Annotated in this window: 19 protein-coding genes; 12 read left to right on the top strand and 7 right to left on the bottom strand. The window is 71.0% G+C overall.

The window, feature by feature from the left end; all coding sequences use genetic code 11:
• Positions 1-294: 294 nt before the first annotated feature.
• Positions 295-1,071: an SDR family NAD(P)-dependent oxidoreductase gene (locus tag ACGFWE_RS23785; RefSeq protein WP_393601529.1), complete on the bottom strand. Its 777-nt coding sequence runs from the start codon at positions 1,069-1,071 to the stop codon at positions 295-297.
• Between the two features lie 87 nt (positions 1,072-1,158).
• Here ACGFWE_RS23785 and ACGFWE_RS23790 point away from each other — a divergent pair, with 87 nt between their 5' ends.
• The 3 genes from ACGFWE_RS23790 to ACGFWE_RS23800 all read left to right on the top strand — a co-directional run bounded on the left by ACGFWE_RS23790 (position 1,159) and on the right by ACGFWE_RS23800 (position 4,780).
• On the top strand, positions 1,159-2,010 hold the full coding sequence (locus ACGFWE_RS23790; protein ID WP_352386107.1) for a helix-turn-helix transcriptional regulator: 852 nt from the start codon (positions 1,159-1,161) through the stop codon (positions 2,008-2,010).
• A gap of 110 nt (positions 2,011-2,120) precedes the next feature.
• Positions 2,121-3,230 carry an NAD(P)H-dependent flavin oxidoreductase gene (locus ACGFWE_RS23795; protein WP_393601531.1) on the top strand — a complete coding sequence of 370 codons (1,110 nt, stop codon included), beginning with the start codon at positions 2,121-2,123 and terminating at the stop codon, positions 3,228-3,230.
• Positions 3,227-4,780: an acyl-CoA synthetase gene (locus ACGFWE_RS23800; protein ID WP_393601533.1), complete on the top strand. Its 1,554-nt coding sequence runs from the start codon at positions 3,227-3,229 to the stop codon at positions 4,778-4,780. Before ACGFWE_RS23795 ends, ACGFWE_RS23800 begins: the two co-directional genes overlap by 4 nt.
• 3 nt (positions 4,781-4,783) lie before the next feature.
• On the opposite strand, the gene ACGFWE_RS23805 is transcribed toward ACGFWE_RS23800, so the two are convergent.
• Positions 4,784-7,180 carry a penicillin acylase family protein gene (locus ACGFWE_RS23805; protein ID WP_393601535.1) on the bottom strand — a complete coding sequence of 799 codons (2,397 nt, stop codon included), beginning with the start codon at positions 7,178-7,180 and terminating at the stop codon, positions 4,784-4,786.
• A 63-nt stretch (positions 7,181-7,243) separates the two neighbouring features.
• Between ACGFWE_RS23805 and ACGFWE_RS23810 the strand changes: the two genes are divergently transcribed.
• A complete protein-coding gene (locus ACGFWE_RS23810; protein ID WP_393601537.1) occupies positions 7,244-8,740 on the top strand; it encodes an acyl-CoA synthetase in 1,497 nt (498 codons plus the stop codon).
• A 13-nt stretch (positions 8,741-8,753) separates the two neighbouring features.
• On the opposite strand, the gene paaK is transcribed toward ACGFWE_RS23810, so the two are convergent.
• From paaK to ACGFWE_RS23825, 3 genes are all read right to left on the bottom strand, one after another.
• Positions 8,754-10,049 (bottom strand): phenylacetate--CoA ligase PaaK, encoded by a 1,296-nt coding sequence (gene paaK / locus ACGFWE_RS23815; protein ID WP_393601539.1) that lies wholly within the window; start codon positions 10,047-10,049, stop codon positions 8,754-8,756.
• Positions 10,050-10,483: 434 nt separating this feature from the next.
• The gene (locus tag ACGFWE_RS23820) at positions 10,484-12,331 is read right to left on the bottom strand and encodes a sulfatase (RefSeq protein WP_393601541.1); all 1,848 of its coding nucleotides are present in this window, start codon (positions 12,329-12,331) and stop codon (positions 10,484-10,486) included.
• 144 nt (positions 12,332-12,475) lie between these two features.
• Positions 12,476-14,092 (bottom strand): acyl-CoA synthetase, encoded by a 1,617-nt coding sequence (locus ACGFWE_RS23825; protein WP_393601543.1) that lies wholly within the window; start codon positions 14,090-14,092, stop codon positions 12,476-12,478.
• Between the two features lie 177 nt (positions 14,093-14,269).
• Between ACGFWE_RS23825 and ACGFWE_RS23830 the strand changes: the two genes are divergently transcribed.
• The 8 genes from ACGFWE_RS23830 to ACGFWE_RS23865 all read left to right on the top strand — a co-directional run bounded on the left by ACGFWE_RS23830 (position 14,270) and on the right by ACGFWE_RS23865 (position 21,251).
• Entirely contained in the window at positions 14,270-15,070 is an 801-nt protein-coding gene (locus tag ACGFWE_RS23830; RefSeq protein ID WP_393601545.1) for a crotonase/enoyl-CoA hydratase family protein, read from the top strand.
• A gap of 149 nt (positions 15,071-15,219) precedes the next feature.
• The gene (locus tag ACGFWE_RS23835; RefSeq protein WP_393601547.1) at positions 15,220-16,161 is read left to right on the top strand and encodes a Zn-ribbon domain-containing OB-fold protein; all 942 of its coding nucleotides are present in this window, start codon (positions 15,220-15,222) and stop codon (positions 16,159-16,161) included.
• The gene (locus tag ACGFWE_RS23840; RefSeq protein ID WP_352386088.1) at positions 16,158-17,201 is read left to right on the top strand and encodes a thiolase domain-containing protein; all 1,044 of its coding nucleotides are present in this window, start codon (positions 16,158-16,160) and stop codon (positions 17,199-17,201) included. Before ACGFWE_RS23835 ends, ACGFWE_RS23840 begins: the two co-directional genes overlap by 4 nt.
• Positions 17,198-18,364, top strand: coding sequence for a thiolase domain-containing protein (locus tag ACGFWE_RS23845; protein WP_352386086.1), 1,167 nt, complete (start codon positions 17,198-17,200; stop codon positions 18,362-18,364). Before ACGFWE_RS23840 ends, ACGFWE_RS23845 begins: the two co-directional genes overlap by 4 nt.
• Before the next feature lie 95 nt (positions 18,365-18,459).
• A complete protein-coding gene (locus ACGFWE_RS23850) occupies positions 18,460-18,702 on the top strand; it encodes a DUF397 domain-containing protein (RefSeq protein WP_028807758.1) in 243 nt (80 codons plus the stop codon).
• A gap of 122 nt (positions 18,703-18,824) precedes the next feature.
• Positions 18,825-19,745 carry a universal stress protein gene (locus ACGFWE_RS23855; RefSeq protein ID WP_393601550.1) on the top strand — a complete coding sequence of 307 codons (921 nt, stop codon included), beginning with the start codon at positions 18,825-18,827 and terminating at the stop codon, positions 19,743-19,745.
• A gap of 83 nt (positions 19,746-19,828) precedes the next feature.
• The gene (locus ACGFWE_RS23860) at positions 19,829-20,425 is read left to right on the top strand and encodes an ABATE domain-containing protein (protein WP_352386082.1); all 597 of its coding nucleotides are present in this window, start codon (positions 19,829-19,831) and stop codon (positions 20,423-20,425) included.
• A gap of 328 nt (positions 20,426-20,753) precedes the next feature.
• A complete protein-coding gene (locus ACGFWE_RS23865) occupies positions 20,754-21,251 on the top strand; it encodes a hypothetical protein (protein WP_389991904.1) in 498 nt (165 codons plus the stop codon).
• Positions 21,252-21,304: 53 nt separating this feature from the next.
• On the opposite strand, the gene ACGFWE_RS23870 is transcribed toward ACGFWE_RS23865, so the two are convergent.
• The gene (locus ACGFWE_RS23870; protein ID WP_393601552.1) at positions 21,305-23,260 is read right to left on the bottom strand and encodes an N-acetylmuramoyl-L-alanine amidase; all 1,956 of its coding nucleotides are present in this window, start codon (positions 23,258-23,260) and stop codon (positions 21,305-21,307) included.
• 270 nt (positions 23,261-23,530) lie between these two features.
• Entirely contained in the window at positions 23,531-24,670 is a 1,140-nt protein-coding gene (locus ACGFWE_RS23875) for an aminoglycoside phosphotransferase family protein (RefSeq protein ID WP_393601554.1), read from the bottom strand.
• Positions 24,671-24,791 lie beyond the last annotated feature (121 nt).

Consider the following 24,791-nt stretch of genomic DNA (forward strand, 5'->3'; position numbering starts at 1 on the left):
CACACGGCCGCGTGGCCGGCCTTCGCGCCGGCTGCCGCCTCCCGTCCGTGTGCGCCTGTCTTCGGGCGCGGCTGTCGCACGCTGCTCGTGTGCGGGTGCCCTCGCGCCCGGCTGCCGTGCCCCGGGAGCGTGCGGCTGCCTCGGGCCCGGCTGCCGTGCGCCGTGCGCGTGCGTCTTCAGGCCCGGCTGTCGCGCGTGGCTCGTGTGCGTGTGTCTTCGGGCCCGGCTGCCATGCGTCGGGCGGGTGCGTCCGCCCTCAGGCCGGCTGCCGTGTCCCGCTCACCGCGTCCACCCTCAGGCCTGGCTGCCGCCGTCGACGCGGAGCACCACGCCGGTGACGTACGAGGCCCGGTCGCTCAGCAGCCAGGCCGCGGCCTCGGCGATCTCGGCCGGGTCGGCACCGCGGCCCAGCGGGGTCTGCGCGACGAGCTGCTCGACGATGCCCGGGGAGCTCGCCTCCCACTCGTCGATCATCTCCGTCAGCGTGGTGCCCGGGGCGATGGCGTTGACCCGGATGCCCTCCGGGCCGTACGTGGCGGCGGCCGACGCGGTGAGGCTGTTGACCGCCCGCTTCGCGGCGCCGTACACCGGCAGCAACGGGTTGGCCATCAGGCTGCCGACACTGGAGTTGTTGACGATCGCGCCGGTTCCGGCAGTGGCGCGGATCGCGGCGACCTCGGCGTTCATCGCCAGCCAGGGACCCTTGAGGTTGACGGCGAGGACATGGTCGAAGTCGGCTTCGGGAAGTCGGTCCATGGGCCCGGGCTGCTGGATCGTCGCCCCGTTGTTGAAGGCGACGTCGAGCTTGCCGTACAGCTCGACGGCCCGGTCCACGGCGGCCTGGACGCTCGCCGGGTCGGCGAGGTCGCACAGGACGTAGTCGGCGGTGCCGCCGGCGGCGCGGATCTCCTCGGTCACAGCCTTCAGCTGGGTCTCGGTGCGGGCGGCGAGCACAACGCGGGCGCCCTCCCGGGCGAACAGTCGTGCGGCCGCCGCGCCGATGCCGCGTCCGGCACCGGTGACGAAGGCGACCTTGTCGGTGAGCAGGGGGGTGATCGTGGTGTTGGTCATGCCGACGAGCCTTCCTCCGGCCGCGATCCCTATCCAGGCACAGGTGGTACCTGGCTGGGCGGCCCATAACCCACGCACACTGGGGACGTGGACCGACGAGAACTGGCCGACTTCCTGCGCAGCCGACGCGAGCGCATCGCCCCCTCCGACGTGGGGCTGCCCGCCGGACCGCGCCGCCGTACCCCGGGCCTGCGCCGCGAGGAGGTGGCGCAGCTGGCGTACATCTCCACCGAGTACTACACCCGGCTGGAGCAGGCGCGCGGACCCCGCCCCTCCCTGGAGGTCCTGGCACAGGTGGCCCGCGCCCTGCGCCTGTCGGACGCCGAACGCGACCACCTCCACCACCTCGCCGGCACTCCGCCGGGCCCGCGGCCCGGTCCCTCCCGTGAGGTGCGCCAGAGCGTCGTCGACCTGTTGCACCGGCTGCCGCAGGCCGCCGCAATCGTCATGTCGGCCACCTACGAGGTCATCGCCTGGAACGACCTGGCCGCGGCCCTCATGGAGGACTTCTCCGCCCTCTCCCGCCGCGACCGCAACCTTGTCCGGCGTGCCTTCCTCGGCCCGCACCCGGAGGGACGGCGCCTGTACGGGGTGTCGGACAGGGAGGAGTTCGCGGTCACCTCGGTGCAGCAGCTGCGTGCCGCCTCCGCACGCTATCCCGACGACGCCGAGGTGACCGGCCTGGTGGCCGAACTCATCGACGGCAGCGAGGAGTTCGCCCGGCTGTGGGCGGCCCACGACGTCACGGCCCGCCCCACGCTCTGCAAGACCTTCGACCACCCCGTGGTCGGCCCGGTCGCCGTCAACTGCGACGTCCTGGACATCGCCGACCGCGACCAACGGGTCGTGATCTACACGGCCGTTCCCGGCTCCCCGTCCGAAGAGGCGCTACGGCTGCTGTCGGTCGTCGGCACCCAGCGGCTGGACGTCCCCGGCTGAGCCGCCGGTCCCCGGCCCCGTCCCGCGCACGGCTCCGCTCCGCGACCTGAATCTGACGGAGCATCAGAAAACCTCTTCCGTCGTCCGCAGGTCTGCGGCATCCTGCGCCCATGCAGACGGAGCTGAGCAAGAAACTGGGAGTCGAGCACGCCGTCTTCGGCTTCACGCCGTTCCCCGCCGTCGCCGCGGCCATCAGCCGGGCCGGTGGCTTCGGAGTGCTCGGCGCGGTCCGCTACACGGCGCCCGACGAACTCAAGCGCGACCTCGACTGGATCGAGGCCCATGTCGACGGCAAGCCGTACGGCCTGGACGTCGTCATGCCCGCCAAGAAGGTCGAAGGGGTGACCGAGGCGGATGTCGAGGCGATGATCCCCGAGGGGCACCGGCAGTTCGTCAAGGACACCCTCGCCAAGTACGGGGTGCCCGAACTCGCCGAGGGCGAGGTGTCCGGGTGGCGCATCACGGGCTGGATGGAGCAGGTCGCCCGCAACCAGCTGCACGTCGCCTTTGACTATCCGATCCGGCTGCTCGCCAACGCCCTCGGCTCCCCGCCCGCCGACGTGGTGGCCCGCGCGCACGACCAGGACGTCCTGGTCGCCGCCCTCGCGGGCAGCGCCCGGCACGCGGTCAAGCACAAGGAGGGCGGCATCGACATCGTGGTCGCCCAGGGCTACGAGGCCGGCGGCCACACCGGGGACATCGCTTCCATGGTCCTCACGCCCGAGGTCGTCGACGCCGTGGACCCGCTGCCCGTGCTGGCGGCGGGCGGCATCGGCAGCGGGCAGCAGGTGGCGGCCGCACTGGCACTCGGCGCCCAGGGTGTGTGGCTGGGCTCCATATGGCTGACCACCACAGAGGCGGAACTGCCCTCGCCCAGGCTCATCGAGAAGCTGCTCGCGGCCGGTTCCGGCGACACCGTCCGCTCCCGCGCGCTCACCGGGAAACCCGCGCGTCAACTGCGTACCGAATGGACCGACGCCTGGGACTCCGCCGACGGTCCCGGCACCCTGCCCATGCCCCTCCAAGGACTGCTGGTCGCCGACGCCGTCTCACGCATCCAGAAGTACGAGGTGGAGCCACTGCTGGGCACACCCGTCGGCCAGATCGTCGGCCGGATGACCAGCGAACGCAGCGTCCAGGCCGTCTTCGACGACCTCACCCGCGGCTTCGAGAAAGCCGTCGATCGCATCAACCGCATCGCCGGAAGGAGCGGCCAGTGACGAGCACACCTCCCGCGGGCTTCTGGGCCCAGGCCACCCAAGACCCCTCGCGTACGGTCCTCATCGCCCCGGACGGCTCGCCCTGGACCGCCGGCCGCCTCCACGGCGCCGCCAACCAGCTCGTCCACGGCCTGCGCGCCGCCGGACTCGAACGCGGGGACGCCTTCGCCGTCGTCCTGCCCAACAGTGCGGAGTTCTTCACCGCGCACCTCGCCGCCAGCCAGGCCGGCTTCTACCTGGTCCCGATCAACCACCACTTCGTCGCCCCCGAGATCGCCTGGATCGTCGCCGACTCCGGCGCCAAGGTCCTCCTCGCCCACGAACGCTTCGCCGACGCGGCACGGCAGGCGGCCGACGAGGCGGGCCTGGCGGCGAGCCACCGGTACGCCGTCGGCGAGGTCGAGGGCTTCCGGCCGTACGCCGAACTCCTCGACGGACAACCCGAGTCGCCGCCCTCGGACCGCGAACTCGGCTGGGTCATGAACTACACCTCGGGCACGACGGGCCGCCCGCGCGGAATCCGCCGGCCCCTGCCCGGCAAGCGGCCGGAGGAGGCGTACCTCGGCGGCTTCCTCGGCATCTTCGGCATCCAGCCCTTCGGCGACAACGTCCACCTCGTCTGCTCGCCGCTCTACCACACCGCCGTCCTCCAGTTCGCGGCCGCGTCCCTGCACATCGGGCACCAGCTGGTGCTGATGGACAAGTGGACGCCGGAGGAGATGCTGCGGCTGATCGACACACACCGGTGCACCCACACCCACATGGTCCCGACCCAGTTCCACCGCCTGCTGGCCCTGCCCGAGGACGTCCGGGCACGCTACGACGTCTCGTCCATGCGGCACGCCATCCACGGCGCCGCCCCCTGCCCCGACCACGTCAAGCGGGCGATGCTCGACTGGTGGGGGCCCTGTGTGGAGGAGTACTACGCGGCCAGCGAGGGCGGGGGAGCCTTCGCGACCGCCGAGGACTGGCTGAAGAAGCCGGGGACGGTCGGCAAGGCCTGGCCCATCAGCGAGCTCGCGATCTTCGACGACGACGGCAACCGGCTGCCGCCCGGCGAACTCGGCACCGTGTACCTGAAGATGAACACCGGCGGCTTCGCCTACCACAAGGACGAGGCCAAGACGAAGAAGAACCGCATCGGTGACTTCTTCACCGTCGGAGACCTGGGCCTCCTCGACGAGGACGGCTATCTTTTCCTCCGTGACCGCAAGATCGACATGATCATCTCCGGCGGGGTCAACATCTACCCCGCCGAGATCGAGTCGGTTTTGCTCCAGCACCCCGCCGTCGCCGACGCAGCCGCCTTCGGCATCCCGCACGACGACTGGGGCGAGGAGGTCAAGGCCGTGGTGGAACCGGCCCCGGGCCACACGCCCGGGCCGAACCTGGCCGAAGACCTCCTCGCCCACTGCGCCGCCCAACTCGCCGGCTACAAGCGCCCGAAGAGCGTCGACTTCATCACCGAGATGCCCCGGGACCCCAACGGCAAGCTGTACAAGCGACGACTGCGGGAACCGTACTGGGAGGGGCGCCCGCGACCGGTGTGAGCCTCAGGAGCGCACCCGCACGACCCGCAGCGCCGGCGACGACAGGATGTCCTTCTCGCAGAACCGGGACGTCACCCACCGCTCCGCCGAGAACAGCCGCGTCTGGTCGCTGTAGTGCGGCGAGTTCGGGTTCGAGGACTGGGAGTACGTCAGCAGGGTGCGGGCCACCGGGCAGCGGCCGCCGTCCCAGCCCACCGCCTGGATGTAGCTGGACCCGGTGGTCACCTCCGTGTATCCGCCACTCGCCGGGTTCCACACCGGCTCGACCTTGTTCCACACCCCCAGCGACTCGCTGCCGCCCGGAACGGCGATCCGCTTGCCGTTCCGTACGACGAACTGGTGCTCCCCGAGCCGCGAGTCCAGCGGGATGCCGGCCGCCCTGAGTTCGGTCACCGTGTCCGCGAGGGCCGTCGCGAACGCGGGTGGGTCGGTGTTGAGGGTGCTGGGGGTGTTCACCGGATCCGTCGCCGAGAAGGGCACCTTCCACAACTGGGCCACGGGCAGCTTCCGCCAGAGCCGGTCGAAGAGGAGCGCACCCCGGCTGTCGGTGTTCGCGGTGCGGTCCCAGGCCGCGAGCACCCCACAAGCCGCGCTGACGTCAACAGCCTTGCCGTCACTGCCCGTTGCCGTACCGCCGGGGAGCGCGGCACATGCCTTCGCCGCGTCCGCCGCCACGAGACCGCCCGCTGTCACCCGGTTGGCGAACTGCTGCGCCTGCAGGTCCCGTACGGTCAACCGCCCCCGCGCGGCCATCGCGGACACGTCCTGGAGGGCGCCACGGGTCCGCATCGAGCGCTGCGTGCCCACGGTGCCGAAGACCCGCTCGTACCCGGTGATCGGCCGATCGGCGTTGGCCAGCCAAGCGCTGTCGTTGGAGTTCTCCGCGTACGGCGCGTCCTTGAGGACCGGCATCTTCGCCGGCCCGAAGATCCCCGGCTGTACGGCGTCCGGATCGCTGCCGAGGGCGCAGTCACCGCGCGAGCCGTCGAGGATCGCCACCCCGGAGGCGGGGTAGGTGACCCTGCCCAAGGGGGTGGAACAGCGCTGGGCCAGTTCGTCGGTGATCCGGGGCAGCACCTGGGACTGCGTGAACAGCGTGTGCCCGCGCGAGTCGGCGGCGATCGTGTTGACCCACGGCAGCCCCTGCGTGCGCTGCAACGCGCCCAGCACCTCGCTCGTACTGCGGGCCTTGCCGAAGCCGAGGGCCGTGTCGGAGGCGCGCAGGTTGGTGGCGTTCGGGTCGTTGAGGGCGTACGCCGTCGTGGTGGTCCAGGGCAGCGGCAGTGCGGCCCCGAGCGAGGTGACGACCGGGCCGTACCGCGTCCACCACTGGGTCTTCGTCACCGGCTCGCCGTCCTTGACGGCAACGGTCACCCGGCGCTCGGTCATCCGCTCCGGTGTGCCGTCCACCAGGTACGTGGTCGGGTCGGCCGGGTCCAGGGTGAGCTGGTGCAGGTTGAGGGTGATGCCGGTGGCCACCGTGTGGCTCCAGGCCACCTGGGCGTTGTGGCCTATGGAGATCGTCGCCGAGCCGAGCAGTGAGCCGCCCGCGATGTTCAGTTCGCCGGGGATGGTCTGCTGCGACTGCCAGAAGCGGCGGCCGCCCTGCCAGGGGTAGTGCGGGTTGCCGAGGAGGAGCCCACGGCCGTTCGCCGTGGTGGCCCCGCTGAAGGCGACGGCGTTGGAGCCCATGTCGGCGGAGTCGGCCGCGAAGAGGTCCCGGGCCGCGCGGGCGGTGTCCCGGGCGTCCGGTGTGCCGACCGTCAGGGTGGTGGACGCGGGCGGCCGCGCGGCCGTGATGCCGTCCACGGCCCGGCCCTGACCGCCCAGCACGGCAAGCGCGAAGTTGCGCGCGGCGACGTCCTGGACCGTCACCGGGCGCACCCAGCCCGCACCCTTGCAGGCCGGGTCGGTGATGCGGTTCTTCTTCAGCCAGGTGTTGTAGCCCGCGGTGAAGCCCCGCATCAGGTCCTTCACCGCACGGCTCGGACCGAGCGGCGCCGGTTCGGCCATCACCTTCTCCACCGTCCCGGCCTCCCGCACGCCGCGGAAGTACAGGTCACTGGAGAGGTTGTTCGTGGCGGAGGCGAGCGCCGAGTCGGAGGCCGCGTCCGCCCCGAAGAATCGCGCACGCTCGCCGCGCACGGTCAGGAACCCGTCGGCGAGCGTGCACACCTGGTCGGCGGCCTGCGCCCACCCGGTACCGAAGCCGAGATCGGCGTAGTTCTTCGCGAGGATGTGCGGGATGCCGTACTCGGTGTAGCGGATGGTGGCGGACAGGCCGCCGTGCGACGGATGTTGCTGGTGCCGCTGATCCTGCGCGGCTGCGGCGGGCAGCGTGCCGACGGCGGCGAACAGGGCCACGGCCGCGACGACGGCGCGTCTGGGGCGGGTGCGCATCGTGCCTCCCAACGTCGTTGAGGGAAGGAGCGGTTGAGCGTACCAACCGGTAGGTTGTCCCGTATGACGCCTGGACACGGCAGTACGGTTGACGGGGTGCTGCGCCGCACCGCCCGGCGCACCCCGGCGCGCGTCGCGGTGGAGTACGGCGAGCGATCGTGGACGTACGAGGAGCTCGACGACGCGGTGTCGCGTGCGGCGAGCGTGTTGCTCGGTGAAGGTCTCTCACCCGGTGACCGGGTCGGCGCCTACGGCCACAACTCGGACGCGTATCTGATCGCCTTCCTCGCCTGCGCCCGCGCGGGGCTGGTGCATGTTCCGGTCAACCAGAACCTCACCGGTGACGACCTGGCGTACATCGTCGGCCAGTCGGGCAGCACTCTCGTCCTCGCCGATCCCGACCTCGCGGGACGGCTGCCGGACGGTGCACGCACGCTGCCGCTGCGGGATTCCGCCGACTCGCTGCTGACACGCCTCGCCGCGACACCGCCGTACGACGGTCCCGAGCCGCGCAGCGAGGACCTCGTCCAGCTGCTCTACACCTCCGGGACGACGGCCCTGCCCAAGGGCGCGATGATGACCCACCGCGCCCTGGTCCACGAGTACCTGAGCGCGATCACCGCCTGCGATCTCAGCGCGGGCGACCGGCCCGTGCACTCGCTGCCGCTCTACCACTCGGCCCAGATGCACGTGTTCCTGCTGCCGTACCTCGCGGTCGGGGCGACGAACATCATCCTCGACGCCCCCGACGGCGACCGTCTCTTCGACCTGATCGAACAGGGCCGCGCGGACAGCCTGTTCGCCCCGCCCACGGTGTGGATCGGCCTCGCCAACCGCCCCGATTTCGACACGCGCGATCTCAGCGGGCTGCGCAAGGCGTACTACGGCGCCTCGATCATGCCGGTGCCCGTCCTGGAACGACTCCGCGAGCGGCTGCCGAAGCTGGCGTTCTACAACTGTTTCGGCCAGAGCGAGATCGGCCCGCTCGCCACCGTCCTCGCGCCCGACGAGCACAAGGGGCGGATGGACTCCTGCGGCCGCACCGTCCTGTTCGCCGACGCGCGGGTCGTGGACGAGAACGGCAAGGACGTGCCGGACGGTACGCCCGGCGAGATCGTCTACAAGTCGCCGCAGTTGTGCGAGGGCTACTGGGACAAGCCCGAGGAGACCGAAGCGGCCTTCCGGGAGGGCTGGTTCCACTCCGGCGATCTCGCGGTGCGGGACGCGCACGGCTACTTCACGATCGTCGACCGGGTGAAGGACGTCATCAACTCCGGTGGCGTGCTGGTCGCCTCACGCCAGGTCGAGGACGCGCTGTACACGCACGACGCCGTCGCCGAGGTCGCCGTGATCGGCCTGCCCGACGAACGGTGGATCGAGGCCGTCACCGCGGTGGTCGTCCCCCGCGGCGAGGTCACCGAGGCGGAACTGCTCGACCACGCGCGGGAGAAGCTCCCCCACTTCAAGGCGCCCAAGCGGGTGGTGTTCGTGGACGAGCTGCCGAGGAACGCGAGCGGGAAGATCCTGAAACGGGAGCTGCGGGACCGGTTCTCGTCGTGAAGGGCGTGAAGGGCTAGCGGGGGCGCAGGTCGACGATCCGGCGGATCTTTCCGACGGACCGCTCCAGGGACTCCGGTTCGACGATCTCGACGGCGACCGACACCCCGATGCCGTCCTTGACGGCCGCCGCGATGGCCCGCGCGGCTGCCTCGCGGGCCTCGGGGGTGGCGCCGGGCCGGGCCTCCGCGCGCACGGTGAGGGCGTCCAGGCGGCCCTCGCGGGTGAGCCGGAGCTGGAAGTGGGGCGCGACACCCGGGGTGCGCAGGACGATCTCCTCGATCTGGGTGGGGAAGAGGTTCACCCCGCGCAGGATCACCATGTCGTCGCTGCGGCCGGTGACCTTCTCCATCCGCCGGAACACCCGGGCCGTGCCCGGCAGCAGCCGGGTCAGATCACGGGTCCGGTACCGGATGACGGGCATGGCCTCCTTGGTGAGCGAGGTGAACACCAGCTCACCCCGCTCGCCGTCCGGCAGGACCTCCCCGGTGATCGGATCGACGATCTCGGGGAAGAAATGGTCCTCCCACACATGGAGCCCGTCCTTGGTCCGCACGCACTCCTGCGCGACGCCCGGCCCGATCACCTCGGACAGCCCGTATATGTCCACCGCGTCGATCGCGAACCGCTCCTCGATCTCCCGGCGCATCTCCTCGGTCCAGGGTTCGGCACCGAAGACGCCCACCCGCAGGGAGGTGCTCCGCGGATCGACGCCCTGTCGCTCGAACTCGTCGAGCAGCGTGAGCATGTACGACGGGGTCACCATGATGATCCGGGGTTCCAGGTCCTGGATGAGCTGGACCTGGCGTGCCGTCATGCCGCCGGACGCGGGGACGACCGTACAGCCGAGCCGTTCGGCACCGTAGTGTGCGCCGAGCCCGCCGGTGAACAGCCCGTAGCCGTACGCCACATGCACCACGTCCCCGGGGCGCGCGCCGGCCGCCCGGAGGGAACGGGCCACCATGTCGGCCCACAGGGAGAGATCGTTCTCGGTGTAGCCGACAACCGTGGGGCGTCCGGTGGTGCCGCTGGAGGCATGGATGCGGCGCACATGGTCCCGGGGCACGGCGAACATCCCGTACGGATAGTTCTCGCGCAGGTCGGCCTTGGTGGTGAACGGGAACCCGGCCAGATCGGCCAGGGACCGGCAGTCGTCCGGCCGGACACCGGCCCTGTCGAAGGACTCCCGGTAGAACGGCACATGCTCGTACGCGTGCCGCAGCGACGCCCGCAACCGCTCCAGCTGCACCGCCCGCAACGCCCCGGCATCCAGTCGTTCGCCCGAGTCCAGCAGCTCCGCCGTATCCGCCATCGGAACGTCCCTTCCACCGACCCCATCATTACGGACGACCGATCATTCGGTCGAGGTGCTGGGATCAGTAATCCAGGCGATCAGCACCGAGGCAAGACTCCCGCGCGCACGGCCTCCTCGCACACCGGTCCTGGGGCCCGAGGGCACTGCCGGGGTGCGGATGGCGGGGACTGGGCCGAGATCACCGAGCGGCTCGCCGCAGTACGACGCAGGTCCTGCCCCGATACCGACCCGCTCTTCGACCGGGCCGTGCTGCGGGCCACCGACGCCCAGCGCAACCACCCGGATCCCGTGTGGTGGGACCACATGGGGCGGATCACCATGCCCACGCTGCTGAGGGGGGGGCGGTTCCGCCAGGCCGATCCCTCAGGCGATCCCCGGCGTCCGGTAGGTGACCATCGTCGTGCCCTTGCTGGGCGCTCCGCCGCCGGGTGTCACTTCGCGAACGCGGTCATGAAGCGGTCACGGAACTTGTCCATGCCCCACTCGGGCGCGTCGTCGGCGGGCTTGAGGCCGTCCGTCCAGTTCCAGTCGTCCACCCGGTCCAGCACCTTCGGGTCCTTGGCCACGATCGTGATCGGCACGTCCCTGCTGGTGGAGCCCTTGGTGACGGTAGGGACGGGCTGGTGGTCGCCGAGAAAGACCAGGACCGTGTTGTCGTCGCCGTAGCGCTGCATCCACTGGGTCAGGCTGTCCACGGAGTACTGGATGGCCTTGCGGTACTCGGTGCGCACCCGCTCCTGGCTCTTCCAGACCTCCGTCGGGTTCGTGCCCTCCTTCTTGATCTGCTCGAAGACCGACCCGTCACCGAGGTCGTTCCAGTCGATCGTGTGGGCGATCGGCGACCAGGGGTTGTGGCTGGAGGCCAGGATGATCTCCGCCATGATCGGGTCACGGTTCTTCTTGCCGTGCTCCAGCTTCTGGAACGCCTCCAGGCTGAACTGGTCCGGCACCGGCGTCCAGCTGAAGTAGGGGCCGTTGTAGCCGAGGTGCGTGGAGTCGTAGATGTGGTCGAGGCCGAAGTACTTGCCCTCGGGCCAGGACTTGCGCACACCCGGCACGATGCCGACCGTGCGCCAGTCGCCGGTCTTCTGGAAGTAGCTGGTGAGGGTCGCCCGGTCACTGGAGGTGAGGTTCAGGTACCGCTGCTGGTTCTTGACCCACAGGCCGGACAGGAACGTCGAGTGGGCCATCCAGCTGCCGGCGCCCGTCACGGGGGACCTCAGCCAGCCGCTGCGGGACGCGAAACCGGCCGCCTTGAGCGTCGCGTCGCCCTTCTTGAGCGTCGCGTCCATCTCCGGTGCCAGCGCCGGGTCGTCGATCGCCACCCGGCCGTAGCTCTCGATGAACGTGAAGAGGACGTCCTTGCCGCGGAGCCCGGTCAGGAGCTGGTCGGGAGGGGTGCCGGCGAAGGCGTCGACGGCGGACTCCTTCTCGAAGACCTTGGCGTCGCCCAGTCCGTTGCGCACGTGCTGCACGCGGTTGGCGAGGAACTCGGTGTTGCCCTTGGTGGCGAACGAGACACCCCCGAACTGCACGCCCACCGTGAAGCAGGTGACCCACACCGTGCCGAGGACGAGAGTGGTGCCGACCGCCGTGGAACGGTGCCGGGACATCACGTTCGTCAGCCGGACCATCGCCCACGTGCACAGCGCGAGCAGGGCGAGGAAAAGGACGGTCACCCCGATCACCGCGAGGATCTCGCCGGTGCGGCCGAACGTCTCCCTGAGCCAGTCCGTCGCGTTGCCCAGCATGATCCAGTCGAAGACCAGGTCGAACGGCCGGGCCAGGGTCTGGTAGAAGCCCATGTCGAGGAACTTCAGGACGGTGAACAGTCCGAGGAACACCCCGAAGGCGACCGCCGCGATCCGGCGTACCTTCGGCGGCACCACGAGGAGGACGGCCGCGATGACGATCGCCTCGACGGGGAGACGGAAGAACGACCGGAGGTTCATGTGGTCGAGCCGGTTCGGGAAGAGCAGCACGAGCAGCACCAGAAGTCCGGCCAGCACGCTCGTCCCCACGGACACACCACGGGCCGTACGGGGGTAGCGGCGGCGCCAGCCGAACCAGCCGGGGCGCGGGGACTCGCCGGCCTCGGAAATGTCGGCGGCCTGAGTGGTCTCGGCGGCCTCAGTGCTCTCGGCCGTCCCTCTCTCGACTGTCCCGGTCTCCTCTGCGACCTCTTCCGTCACCTCTTCCCCCGTCGCACCCCCACCGTCCGCATCCGCCTCGTCCCGAGTGGCGTCCGGCAGTTGACGAGAGCGCGTGAAGAGCGACACCCGGTGGTCCTTCCGTGCGGTCTTGCTGTGGCGTGCGGTCCTGCCACGACGGCATGACGAACAGGGCCCGTTGACCGAGCCTGCCATCACCAGTACGTTCGCACGTCACGTTCGGTTCAATCGCACGGGGCCGGGATCGGGCCGTCATCCGTCCGTGGCCGCCACCGCCACCTTCTGTGCCCACCGGTAGTCCGCCTTGCCGCTCGGCGACCGGCGGATGGACTCCGCGATCACCAGCTGGCGCGGCACCTTGTACCCCGCGAGCCGCGTCCGGCAGTGCGTCTGGAGATCATCCAGGGACATCCGTACCGCCCCCCGGCGCAGCTGTACGACGGCGGCCACGTGGTGCCCCCACTTCACGTCCGGCACCCCGGCCACGAGCGCGTCGTACACATCCGGATGCGCCTTGAGCGCCTGCTCGACCTCCTCCGGGTACACCTTCTCGCCGCCCGTGTTGATGCACTGCGAGCCCCGCCCGAGAACGGTGACGATCCCCTCTTCGTCGACGGTGGCCATGTCGCCGAGCAGCACCCACCGCTCGCCGTCCTTCTCGAAGAAGGTCTCGGCGGTTTTCCGCGGGTCGTTGTAGTAGCCGAGCGGCACATGGCCGCACTGCGCCACCCGGCCCACCTCACCCACGGCCACCGGCTCGTGCGTGGCCGGATCGACCACCTGGGTGCGGGAGTTGACCCGGACCCGGAAGCCGCGCTCGGGGCCGGAGTCCTCCGTCGCCGTCCCGTTGAAGCCGGACTCGGAGGAGCCGAAGTTGTTGAGCAGCATGGCGTTCGGGACGAGTGCCCGGAACTGCCGGCTCACCGTGTCCGACATGATCGCGCCCGACGAGGACACGCTGAACACCGACGACATGTCGGTGCCCTTCATCGGACCCTCCAGCGCGTCGATGAGCGGCCGCAGCATCGCGTCGCCCACCAGCGACATGGCGCTGACCTTCTCCCGCTCGACGGTCCGCAACACCTCCTCGGGCACGAACTTGCGGTGCAGCACGACCCGTTGGCCGAAGTTGAAGCCGATGAGAGCGGTCAGCGTCGACGTGCCGTGCATCAGCGGGGGCGTGGGGAAGAAGGTGATTCCCGCCCCGCCCGCCGCGACCCGCTCGGCGAGCTCCTCGGGCCGCTCGACCGGCTCCCCGGTCGGTGCGCCGCCGCCCAGCCCGGAGAAGAACAGGTCCTCCTGGCGCCACATCACCCCTTTGGGCATCCCCGTGGTCCCGCCGGTGTAGATGATGAACTGGTCGTCGGCCGAACGCGCCGGGAACCCGCGCCCGGGCGACCCGGAAGCCTCGGCGTCGGCGAAGTCCACCGCCGGTAGCGCGCCCGGCTCCGCCTCCCCGACCCGTATCAGGTTCCGCAGCCGTTCCGCGTGCGGCAGTGCGGCCGCCACCCGGTCGGTGAACTCGGTGTCGAAGACCAGCCCCACCAGGTCCGCGTCCCGGTAGAGGTAGACCAACTCCTCCTCGACATAGCGGTAGTTGACGTTGACCGGGACGATCCGCGCCTTCAGGCAGCCCAGCAGCGCCTGCACGTACTCCACCCCGTTGTAGAGGTGCAGCCCGACGTGCTCGCCGGCCCGTACTCCGCTGTCGAGCAGATGGTGACCGATGCGATTGGCCGCGGCGTCCAGTTCCGCGTACGTCAGCCGTCGCTCCCCGCCCGTACCGGGAATGTCGATGTACGCGAGCGCCTCACGGTCCGGCACCACGTCGACGACCGACTCGAACAGGTCGGCAAGGTTGTACTCCACCGTTCCTCCTGAACTGGTCCCGGCCTGGCTCTGTGACGGTTCGCCGGTCATCAGAGCAAAGGGCGGCGTGACTGTGAAGGGCTCGCGCGAAGAAATCTGACTGACTGTCAGAAAACCCTTGAAGTGCATCGGCGCCTACTGCAACCTGTTCTCGTTCTGGCAGAGGGGAGACGGTCGATGGGTGGCACGGAACACCTCGACATCCAGCGCGAGGGCGCCACACTGGTGCTCACGCTCAACAGGCCCGAGGCGAAGAACGCGCTCTCGTTGCCGATGCTGGTCGGCCTGTACGACGGCTGGCTGGAGGCGGACGCGGACGACTCGATCCGCTCGGTGGTCTTCACCGGCGCGGGCGACTCGTTCTGCGCCGGCATGGACCTCAAGGCCCTCGCGGGCAAGAGCACCGGCGGCGAGCAGTACCGGGAGCGGCTGACCGCCGACCCGGACCTGCACTGGAAGGCGATGCTGCGCCATCACCGCCCCCGCAAACCGGTGATCGCAGCCGTCGAGGGGTACTGCGTGGCGGGCGGCACGGAGATGCTCCAGGGCACCGACATCCGGGTCGCCGGAGAGTCGGCGACCTTCGGCCTCTTCGAGGTCAGGCGCGGCCTGTTCCCGATCGGCGGCTCCACGGTCCGGCTGCAGCGTCAGATCCCGCGCACCCACGCGCTGGAGATGCTGCTCACGGGACGCCCGTACACCGCACGGGAAGCCGCCGACATCGGACTGATCGGCCATGTCGTCCCCGACGGCACGGCTCTTGCCAAGGCCCTGGAGATCGCCGAACTGATCAACGCCTGCGGCCCGTTGGCCGTCGAGGCGGTGAAGGCCTCGGTCTACGAGACGGCCGAGATGACCGAGACCGCCGGGCTGGCCGCCGAGCTGAAGCGGGGGTGGCCGATTTTCGACACGGCCGATGCGAAGGAGGGTGCGCGCGCCTTCGCGGAGAAGCGTCCGCCCGCTTACCGGCGCGAGTGAGCCTTCGTCGCAGGTGCGTCGGACACTGCGGGCCGTCGGTGGCTGGTCGCGCAGTTCCCCGCGCCCCTGGGGGCGTTGGACTCACCGAGCCTGCCAAGCCACCGTCCGCCCACCCGCGCGCGTCCGTCCTCGAAGGAGGCACGCCCTCGATGCCCGAAGTCCTCAAAGCCCCCCTGGTCGTCGAATTCCCCTTCACCCGCTCCCTCAGCCCCGTCCAGAGCGCCTTCCTGACCGGTCTGCGGGAACGCGTGATCCTCGGGGTGAAGACCCGCGACGGCCGCACCCTGGTCCCGCCCGTCGAGTACGACCCCGTCACCGCCGAGGAGATCCGCGATCTCGTCCACGTCGGCATCACCGGGACCGTCACCACCTGGGCCTGGAACCACGAACCGCGTCGCGGTCAGCCGCTGGACACGCCCTTCGCCTGGGTGCTGGTGAAACTCGACGGCGCCGACACCGCCCTGCTGCACGCCCTCGACGCCCCCGGCCCCGACGCCGTCCGCACCGGCATGCGCGTCCGGGTCCGCTGGGCCGAGGAACGCACCGGTGCCATCACCGACATCGCCTGCTTCGAGCAGTACGACGGAGACGACTCCGAAGTCACCGTCCACACAGGCGAGTTCGAGGACCCGGTGCACGGCATCGTCGCCGAGGCCCGCCTCGACTACACCTACTCACCGGGCCGCGCCCAGACCGCCTACATCAACGCTCTCGCCGAACGCCGGGCTGTCGGCGAGCGCTGCCCGTCCTGCCGCAAGGTGTACGTCCCGCCCAGGGGAGCCTGCCCCACATGTGGTGTGGCCACAGCGGAACAGGTGGAAGTGGGTCCTGCTGGCACAGTGACCACCTTCTGCATCGTCAACATCAAGGCGAAGAACCTCGACATCGACGTGCCGTACGTCTACGCCCACATCGCCCTCGACGGCGCCGATCTCGCCCTGCACGGCCGGATCGGCGGCATCCCGTACGACCAGGTGCGCATGGGCCTGAGGGTCGAGCCGGTGTGGACCGAGGGCGGCCGCTACCCGGACCACTACCGGCCCACCGGTGAACCCGACGCGGACTACGAGATGTACAAGGAGCTGCTGTGACGCGTGACATCGCGGTTGTCGCCTTCGCCCAGTCCGACACCCTGCGCTCCACCGAGGAAGTCTCCGAGGTGGAGATGCTCATGCCGGTCCTGCACGACGTGATCGCGCAGACCGGTCTGAAGACCGCCGACATCGGCTTCACCTGCTCGGGTTCCTGCGACTACCTCGCGGGACGCGCCTTCTCCTTCACCCTGGCCCTCGACGGGGTCGGCGCCTGGCCGCCCATCTCCGAGTCGCACGTCGAGACGGACGGGGCCTGGGCGCTGTACGAGGCATGGACCAAGCTGCTGTCCGGCGACGCCGACACCGCGCTGGTGTACTCCTACGGCAAGTCCTCACCCGGCTCCCTGCGCGACGTGCTGACCCGGCAGCTGGACCCGTACTACGTCGCCCCCCTGTGGCCCGACTCCGTCGCCCTCGCCGCCCTCCAGGCCCAGGCACTCATCGACGCGGGCGACACGGACGAGCGCGAACTGGCCGCGATCGGCGCCCGCAGCCGCAGCACCGACAACCCGCGCGCGCAGCTCAAGGGCCCTGTGCCGCAAGGGGATTACCTGGTACGTCCGCTGCGCACCGGAGACTGCCCGCCCATCGGGGACGGGGCCGCCGCCGTGGTCCTCGCGGCGGGGGAGCGGGCCAGGGACCTGTGTGAGCGCCCCGCCTGGATCCGCGGCATCGACCATCGCATCGAGGCGCACTCGCTCGGCGTCCGCGACCTGACCGACTCGCCCTCCGCCCGGCTGGCGGCCGAGCGGGCCGGAGCCTTCGAACGGCCCGTGGACACCGCCGAGTTGCACGCGCCGTTCACCTCGCAGGAGGTCGTCCTGCGCAAGGCCCTGCGACTCGACGACTCCACCCGGATCAACCCGTCCGGGGGAGCTCTCGCCGCCAATCCGATGATGGCCGCCGGACTCGCCCGCATCGGCGAGGCCGCCGCCCGTATTCACCGGGGCGAGTCCGACCGCGCCCTGGCCCACGCCACCTCCGGGCCCTGTCTCCAGCAGAACCTGGTCGCCGTACTCGAAGGGGATCCCCGATGAGCAAGGAGCCCGTGGCCGTCGTAGGCATCGGCCAGACCAAGCACGTCGCCGCCCGCCGGGACGTGTCGATCGCCGGGCTCGTCCGGGAGGCGGCCCGACGGGCGCTCGACGACGCCGAGTTGACCTGGGCCGACATCGACGCCGTGGTGATCGGCAAGGCGCCCGACTTCTTCGAGGGCGTCATGATGCCGGAGCTGTACCTGGCCGACGCGCTCGGCGCGGTCGGCAAGCCGATGCTGCGCGTGCACACCGCGGGCAGCGTCGGCGGCTCCACGGCCCTGGTCGCCGCGAACCTGGTGGCGGCCAGGGTGCACTCCACCGTCCTGACCCTCGCCTTCGAGAAGCAGTCCGAGTCCAACGCCATGTGGGGCCTGTCCCTGCCGATCCCCTTCCAGCAGCCCCTGCTGGCCGGAGCGGGCGGCTTCTTCGCTCCGCACGTGCGCGCGTACATGCGGCGCACCGGCGCGCCCGACACGGTCGGCTCCCTGGTGGCGTACAAGGACCGCCGCAACGCGCTCAAGAACCCGTACGCGCATCTGCACGAGCACGACATCACCCTGGAGAAGGTCCAGGCATCACCCATGCTCTGGGACCCGATCCGCTACTCCGAGACCTGCCCCTCCTCGGACGGCGCCTGCGCCATGGTGCTCGCCGACCGGGCGGGCGCCGCGCGGGCGCCCCGGCCGCCGGCCTGGATGCTGGGCGGCGCCATGCGCAGCGAGCCGACGCTGTTCGCCGGCAAGGACGCCGTGTCGCCGCAGGCGGGCAAGGACTGCGCGGCCGATGTGTACCGGCAGGCCGGGATCGCCGACCCGCGCCGGGACATCGACGCCGTCGAGATGTACGTGCCGTTCTCCTGGTACGAGCCCATGTGGCTGGAGAACCTCGGCTTCGCCGACGAGGGCGAGGGCTGGAAGCTCACCGAGGCCGGGGTCACCGAACTGGACGGGGATCTGCCCGTCAACATGTCGGGCGGCGTGCTCTCCACCAATCCGATCGGCGCCTCCGGCATGATCCGCTTCGCCGAGGCCGCCCTCCAGGCGCGCGGACAGGCCGGGGAACACCAGGTGGAGGGCGCCCGCAAGGTGCTCGGGCACGCCTACGGCGGCGGATCCCAGTTCTTCGCCATGTGGCTGGTGGGGTCTGAGCCGCCTGATGCGTGAATTGACTCCTGAAAGGTCCCCCTCACGTGGCCTGTCGGCGGTCCGGGTCGATCGCTAGGCTGGCCGCGGACGACGCAATCGGGAGGAGCACGGACGTGGCCGAGACCACCATCCAGCAGCAGCCGCTCATGGGCTGGGAGAAGCCGGAGCTGGACCTGAGCAACGCCGATTGGCACTCGAGCAGCCGCGGTCGGGGGGATGTCCAGATCGCCTTCGTCGAGGGGTTCATCGCGATGCGCAACAGCGGCCGCCCGGAGAGCCCTTCCTTGATCTTCACCCCCGCGGAGTGGGGCGCGTTCGTGTCAGGGGCGCGGGAAGGAGAGTTCGACCTCACCTGAGCAGTCGGTGTTCCTTCCCTTTTTCCGGACACGCGACCTTGAGCACCTTCCCGGGGCCGACGCCTGAGCGAGGCTGACCCCAGGAAGGGGAGGGTCGTCCTTCCGGAAGTGAGGAACACATGATGAGCACCCTGCCGGTGGTCGCCGCGGTGGACGGTTCGGACGACAGCCTGCGCGCCCTGGACTGGGCGCTCGACGCGGCCCGCCGGCGCGGAGCGCCGCTGCGGGTGGTGCATGTACGGCAGTACGCCGTCTGGGCCCAGCCCGACGTCCTGGTCGCCGGCGCGCCGGACCCGGACGACGATCCCGTCCTCGACCGGGTACGGACCCGTCTGGGGGACCGGCACGAGCAGCCGCCGACCGAGTACCTCGGTGTCGAGGGCGCACCCGGTGCCGTGCTGCCCGAACTGGGCTCCACCGCCCAGCTCCTGGTGCTCGGCTCCCGGGGCCGGGGTGGTTTCGCCAGTCTGCTGCTCGGCTCCAACGGCATGGCCGCCGCCCGTGACGCCGAGTGCCCCGTGGTCGTGGTGCCCCGCCCCGGGCGCGAGGTCGACGGCGAGGCGCCCACCGGGCCGGGCCCGCGTGTGGTCGTGGGCCTGCACGTCGACAGCCCCGACGACGCCGCCCTCGACTTCGCGTTCGGCGAGGCCGGTCTGCGCGGCGCCCGCCTTCAGGTGGTCTCCGCCTACCAGTGGCCCCTGCAGGGCTGGGCGGCACCGGGCGAGATGATCCCGCCGAAGATCGACCAGGACGCCGTGGAGAACGAGACCCGTGCCCTCGCCGAGGGCTTCCTCGCCCCGCACATCGCCCGCCACCCCGGGGTTCTCGCCGAACCGTACGTGCCCCCGGGCGACGCGGCCGGGCATCTGGTTGCGGCCTCCCAGGGCGCCGACCTGGTCGTGGTCGGCCGGCACCGGCGCCGCCTGCTGGCGCCGGCCCGCCTGATGGGGTCCGTCACCCAGGCCGTCCTGCTGCACGCCGCGAGCCCGGTGGCGGTGGTACCGCCCGGGGCTGTGGAGCCGCAGGACCTCCCGGAGGACTGACGGACCGACCCTGGCCGTCCCGCTGGATCACGCACTGCCATGACAGTGAATTAATGGGTGCTGCGACAACTAGCATTAGCCGCATGCAGGACACGATCACCAGCGACACCCGTCTCGCCCTGGACCTGGCCCTCACCATCCGGCACGACGGACACGGCGGCGTCGCCGACGACCTGCGCGATCTCGCGGGTCTCACCGCCTGGGTCCGGGAACATGCCGGGACGTTGCCGGACGCCTCGGATCCCGCCGTCGACGAGGAGACCCTCGCCGCGGTGCGTGACCTGCGGGCCGCCGTCCGCGCGCTGTTCGCCCGCGCCGTGCGCCCCGACGCGCCCAGCCCAGCCGACGCGGCCCGCCTCCTGCCGGTGGCCGAGGCCGTCGCCCGCCTCAACGCCGCCGCCGCCCGCACTCCGACCGTCCCCGTCCTGCACTGGACCGACGACGCCGAACCCGTCGTACACCGGCAGCCGTCGCCCCGGGGAGCCGACCTCACGGCCGTACTCGCGCAGGCCGCGATCGCGTTTCTCACCGGAGCCGACCGGCGGCGGCTGCGCGCCTGCCATGCCCCGCGCTGCGTGCGCTACTTCCTGAAGGACCATCCGCGGCAGGAGTGGTGCAAGCCCTCCTGCGGCAACCGCGCCCGGGTGGCACGCCACCATGAGCGTCACCGGAAGCAGTGACGTCGCAGGCGGCGGTGGGCGGCATGTCGACCGGTTCGGGGTGGCGCGGACGTACAACAACAAGCCGACCGACGAATGCCGTGGCCAAAGGGGTTCGCCGTCCTCGACCTCGGGATCGTCACGGTGGCCACCGAGCGCGGCTGGGACACCGCGGCGAGCGCCGGATTGCGCTGCGCCGCCGCGCCGGCCGTGGTCGCCGGAGTCCGACGCACGCACAGCACCGGGCCGCGGACGGTAAGTGATTCCGCACGGAGTGCGGGAAACCCCGCGACCGGCCCCCACGTACCTGCGCCCGCACGACCACGTGACTGCCCATTACCATGGGCGCATGTCGTTCCTCCGCCGCCGCAGCGCAACCCCCGCCGGTCCAGACTTCGACGTACTGGCCATGGACCCGGGCGACTGGCCCGGCAACCTCGGCGCGGGGCTCCTGCCCGCTCCCGACGGCACCTGCCAGGGCGTCTTCCTTCGCTACGACCTCTTCGGCGGCCGCGGCCCCGCGATGATCATCGGCAACCTCCCCGAGGGCTCACCGGCCCGCGAGGTCCCCGAGGGACAGGTCCCCTTCGAGGTGGCCCAACTGCTGCTCGCGCTGGAGAACGACGAGGAGGTGACCGTCACCGACACCGAGGACATGCCGGTCATGCAGGGCGACAACCTCCTGATCGTGCGCCGCCTCAAGCTCTCCGAGAGCCGGATCTCCTGCGTCCAGTTCGACCGCAGCGACAACGTCCAGGTGACCATCGCCGCCTGGGACCGCCCGATCACGGACGACCTGTACGCCCTCCTCAAGCCCCTGCCGGCGGAGCTCTTCCAGCAGGGCTGACTGCCGGCAGGTGGGGGGACACCGTCCCGGACGGCGTCCCCCGCCCGTTCCCGCTAGCGCCGCACCGAGGGCTTCACATCGACGTCCGCCGCCCGCACGAACGCCACCCGGTGGCCGTACTGGATCTCGTAGTACAGGTCCTTGCCGACCACGACCTTGTGCGAGTCCGTCGTGAAGGTGACCGCGTAGTAGTACTCGCCGGGCACCTTGTCACCGATCACGTACGTCTGGCCCTTGAGTACCTTGTACGGCAGTGGCGACACCGCCTGCGCGGGCACCCCCGTCGGATAGGCGGTGGCCTCGGGGTAGGCGCGGCCGTACACCGGGACGCTGTCGAGGCCCTCCTTGGGGGTCACGACGAGACCGGCGGCACTCACCGCGGTCGGGTCGCCCTTGGGGTTCTTGAACCAGGCCTTCTGGCCCAGGTACCAGATCGCCGTCCAGTCGCCGTCGCGCCCGGCGACCGCGTACTGCTGGCCGGTCGAGACCCGTGACGACAGGTCGTTGACGTCGGTCGTCGGGGCCCTGCCGCCCAGACCGATGTCCGTGATGAGGGCGGAGTTCTCGTCGGGGGCCGAGTAGAGCCGCACCTCGCTCGAACCGTGGGACGCGCAGGGCTCGCCCTTGGTGACGCAGCCCGTGTACCGCGGCTGGTTGGTGGCGTAGTCCGGCCGGATCGTCACCAGGCCGCCCTGCTTGGGGGCGGTGGCCCTGAACGGGTGGCCCAGCAGCTCGAAGTAGTGCCGCCAGTCCCAGTAGGGGCCGGGGTCGGTGTGCATGCCCGCGACGGTCGAGGTCGTCGGGCCGGGCACGTTGTCGTGGCCGAGGATGTGCTGCCGGTCCAGCGGGATGCCGTACTTCGCGGAGAGGTACTTCACCAGCCGCGCCGAGGACCGGTACATCGCCTCCGTGTACCAGGCGTCCGGATTCGCCAGGAAGCCCTCGTGCTCCAGACCGATCGACTTGGCGTTGATGTACCAGTTGCCTGCGTGCCAGGCCACGTCCTTCGCCTTCACATGCTGGGCGATGTGACCATCGGTCGAGCGCAGGGTGTAGTTCCACGACACATAGGTCGGGTCCTGCACCAGGTTGAGGACGCCCTCCCAGGTGCCCTCGGTGTCATGGATGACGATGTACTTGATGCTCTGCGAGGCCGGACGGTCACCCAGGTCGTGGTTGCCGTAGTCGTTGTCCCCGAACTCCTCGTACGGCGCCGGGATCCACTCGCAGGACACCGTCTTGGGGCACTCGGTGCTCCCCGCCCTGGGCTTCCTGAGGCCCGCCCGGGCCAGCTGCGCGGTGTCCGGGGCGAGCTCCGGGCGGGCGGCCAGCGCGACCCGCTGGCCGCCGTCCGTGGTGCGTTCCTCGCCGGTGCGCAGCACGTCGAAGACGTCGTTCGCATACGCCGCCGCGGTCGCGCTGTCGTCCGCGCCGGAGAAGCGGGCCACCGCTCCGTACCAGTCGGCCGGGTCCTGGCTCAGCGGTTCGCCCAGGTCCCGCTGGGCGGCGGCCAGCAGCGCGGCACCGCCGGCGACGTTCGCCGCGGGGTCGGTGCGCAGGTCCTCGGCGCTCAGGCCGGTCAGCTCGGCGGCCTTCGGCAGGGTTTCGAGGCGGGCGGGGAGCTCGGCGGGTTCCGGGATCTTCGTGGCGGGCAGCAGGGCGGCGCGGGCGCTGTCGCCGCGCGCGTCCTCGGTGCCCTCGCTGTGGTGCGGTGCCGCGGCGAGCGCGGTGTGGGCGTCGGTCAGGTGCATCGGGCCATAGCCCCCGGTCACGCTCGGCGCGCCGGCGTGGGTGTCCCAGCGCGACTGGAGATAGGAGACACCCAGCAGGACGCTCTGCGGTACGTGGTACTCGGCGGCCGCCGCGGAGAAGGCCCGCTGGAGGCCGGCCGCCGAGTCCTCGGCCGACGACGGGGCCGCGCCGAGCAGGGGCAGCAGCAGAGCGGTGCCGGCCAGCGTGCCGAACACCCTCCGGGTGGCTCTGTTGGGGTCGGTGGCGGATCCTCGCAATGCAGCCTCCAGGGACGATCGAGCGCGATGAGCCGAGCGGGGCCGGGCGTGCGTCAGTGCTACCGGCTTGTCGACGATCCGTCAATCATGCCCAGAGGCAGGGGATTTCCCATGTCAATCCGGGTTCACGGGAGTTTCGTGGCGCAGACCCCGCGGGCCTGCGGGGCGTCAGTGGCGTACACCATTGACCGCCACTCGTGAAGACGCCCCGGACATACGACGGTCCGCAGCGCGCCGCTTCACAGGGCGCACCGCGGACCGTCGTCCCCGTCAGCGAGTGCCGACCGCCGCGCGTACGGCCCGACGGGCCAGCTGGCAGTCGTCGTGCAGCCGCCTCAGCAGCAGCCGCTGTTCCTCGCCGGACGGCGCGGCACCCGGGTGGGCGGGGCCCGGTGCCGCCGGGGTCGCGTCGTGCATCGAACGCTGCACGGCCGTCTCGTAGGTACGGATCTCACGGGTCAGCACGAGCATCAGGTTCACCAGGAACGCGTCCCGCGAGGCAGGGCCCGCCGACTGGGCTATCTGACTGATCTGACGACGCGCCACCGGGGCGTCACCGAGGACCGACCACAGCGTCGCCAGGTCGTAGCCCGGCAGATACCAGCCCGCGTGCTCCCAGTCCACCAGCACTGGACCGGCCGGTGAGAGCAGGATGTTCGAGAGCAGTGCGTCGCCGTGGCAGAACTGGCCCATGCCCTGCCGGCCCGCCGAGTGCGCGATGCCGTGCAGCAGTTTTTGCAGGTCGCCCAGGTCGCGGTCGGTCAGCAGCCCCAGCTCGTGGTAGCGGGAGATGCGGGCCGCGTAGTCGAGCGGGGCGTCGAAGGTGCCCGCGGGCGGACGCCAGGCGTTGAGCCGGCAGACCGCGCCGAGCGCCGCCCTGATGTCCGCGCGGGGCGGGGACTCCGCGGGATGCCGGTGCAGCGCCGCCGCCCTGCCGGGCATCCGCTCGATGACCAGGGTGCAGTTGTCCGGGTCCGCCGCGATCAGCCGCGGGACGCGCACCGGGGGCCGGTGCCGGACGAACGAACGGTATGCGGCTATTTCGTGCCGGATGCGCTCGGCCCATACGGGGGAGTGGTCGAGTAAACACTTGGCGACGGCCGTGCTGCGTCCCGTCGTACCGACCAGGAGCACGGAGCGTCCGCTGCGGCGCAGCACCTGCACCGGGGCGAACTCCGGGCAGATCCGGTGCACCGACGCGATCGCCGTGCGCAGCTGGGCGCCCTGGGGGCCGGACAAGTCGAGTCTCCCGCTGAGCGGTTGGGTGCCGAGCCCCGGAACGCGTCGTGCCCTGCCCGTACCCGGTACGGGGGCGGTCGGCCGCGCGGGGTCGAGGTAGGGGCCACCGCCCGCCGGGCGGAGATGCGGCGACCTGGGCGGGGCGGACACGGAGGACGATGCTGCGTACATGGGAGAGACAGATCCCTTCGTGTGCCTGCTGTGCCTGGAGAAGCAGTGCGCCGCCCGATCCGGACCACCGGGTGCACCCTGGGGAATGTCCCTGTGTGGTCCGGGTCGGGGTGGCGCGTTC

Source organism: Streptomyces sp. NPDC048523 (genome assembly GCF_043199815.1).
In the GTDB taxonomy this organism is placed as follows: domain Bacteria; phylum Actinomycetota; class Actinomycetes; order Streptomycetales; family Streptomycetaceae; genus Streptomyces.

Coding starts and splice junctions, on each gene's coding strand:
- ACGFWE_RS23785 (WP_393601529.1), bottom strand. CDS start 1,071: ATGACCAACACCACGATCACCCCCCTGCTCACCGACAAGGTCGCCTTC.
- ACGFWE_RS23795 (WP_393601531.1), top strand. CDS start 2,121: ATGCAGACGGAGCTGAGCAAGAAACTGGGAGTCGAGCACGCCGTCTTC.
- ACGFWE_RS23805 (WP_393601535.1), bottom strand. CDS start 7,180: ATGCGCACCCGCCCCAGACGCGCCGTCGTCGCGGCCGTGGCCCTGTTC.
- ACGFWE_RS23810 (WP_393601537.1), top strand. CDS start 7,244: ATGACGCCTGGACACGGCAGTACGGTTGACGGGGTGCTGCGCCGCACC.
- paaK (WP_393601539.1), bottom strand. CDS start 10,049: ATGGCGGATACGGCGGAGCTGCTGGACTCGGGCGAACGACTGGATGCC.
- ACGFWE_RS23830 (WP_393601545.1), top strand. CDS start 14,270: ATGGGTGGCACGGAACACCTCGACATCCAGCGCGAGGGCGCCACACTG.
- ACGFWE_RS23835 (WP_393601547.1), top strand. CDS start 15,220: ATGCCCGAAGTCCTCAAAGCCCCCCTGGTCGTCGAATTCCCCTTCACC.
- ACGFWE_RS23845 (WP_352386086.1), top strand. CDS start 17,198: ATGAGCAAGGAGCCCGTGGCCGTCGTAGGCATCGGCCAGACCAAGCAC.
- ACGFWE_RS23855 (WP_393601550.1), top strand. CDS start 18,825: ATGAGCACCCTGCCGGTGGTCGCCGCGGTGGACGGTTCGGACGACAGC.
- ACGFWE_RS23860 (WP_352386082.1), top strand. CDS start 19,829: ATGCAGGACACGATCACCAGCGACACCCGTCTCGCCCTGGACCTGGCC.
- ACGFWE_RS23865 (WP_389991904.1), top strand. CDS start 20,754: ATGTCGTTCCTCCGCCGCCGCAGCGCAACCCCCGCCGGTCCAGACTTC.
- ACGFWE_RS23875 (WP_393601554.1), bottom strand. CDS start 24,670: ATGTACGCAGCATCGTCCTCCGTGTCCGCCCCGCCCAGGTCGCCGCAT.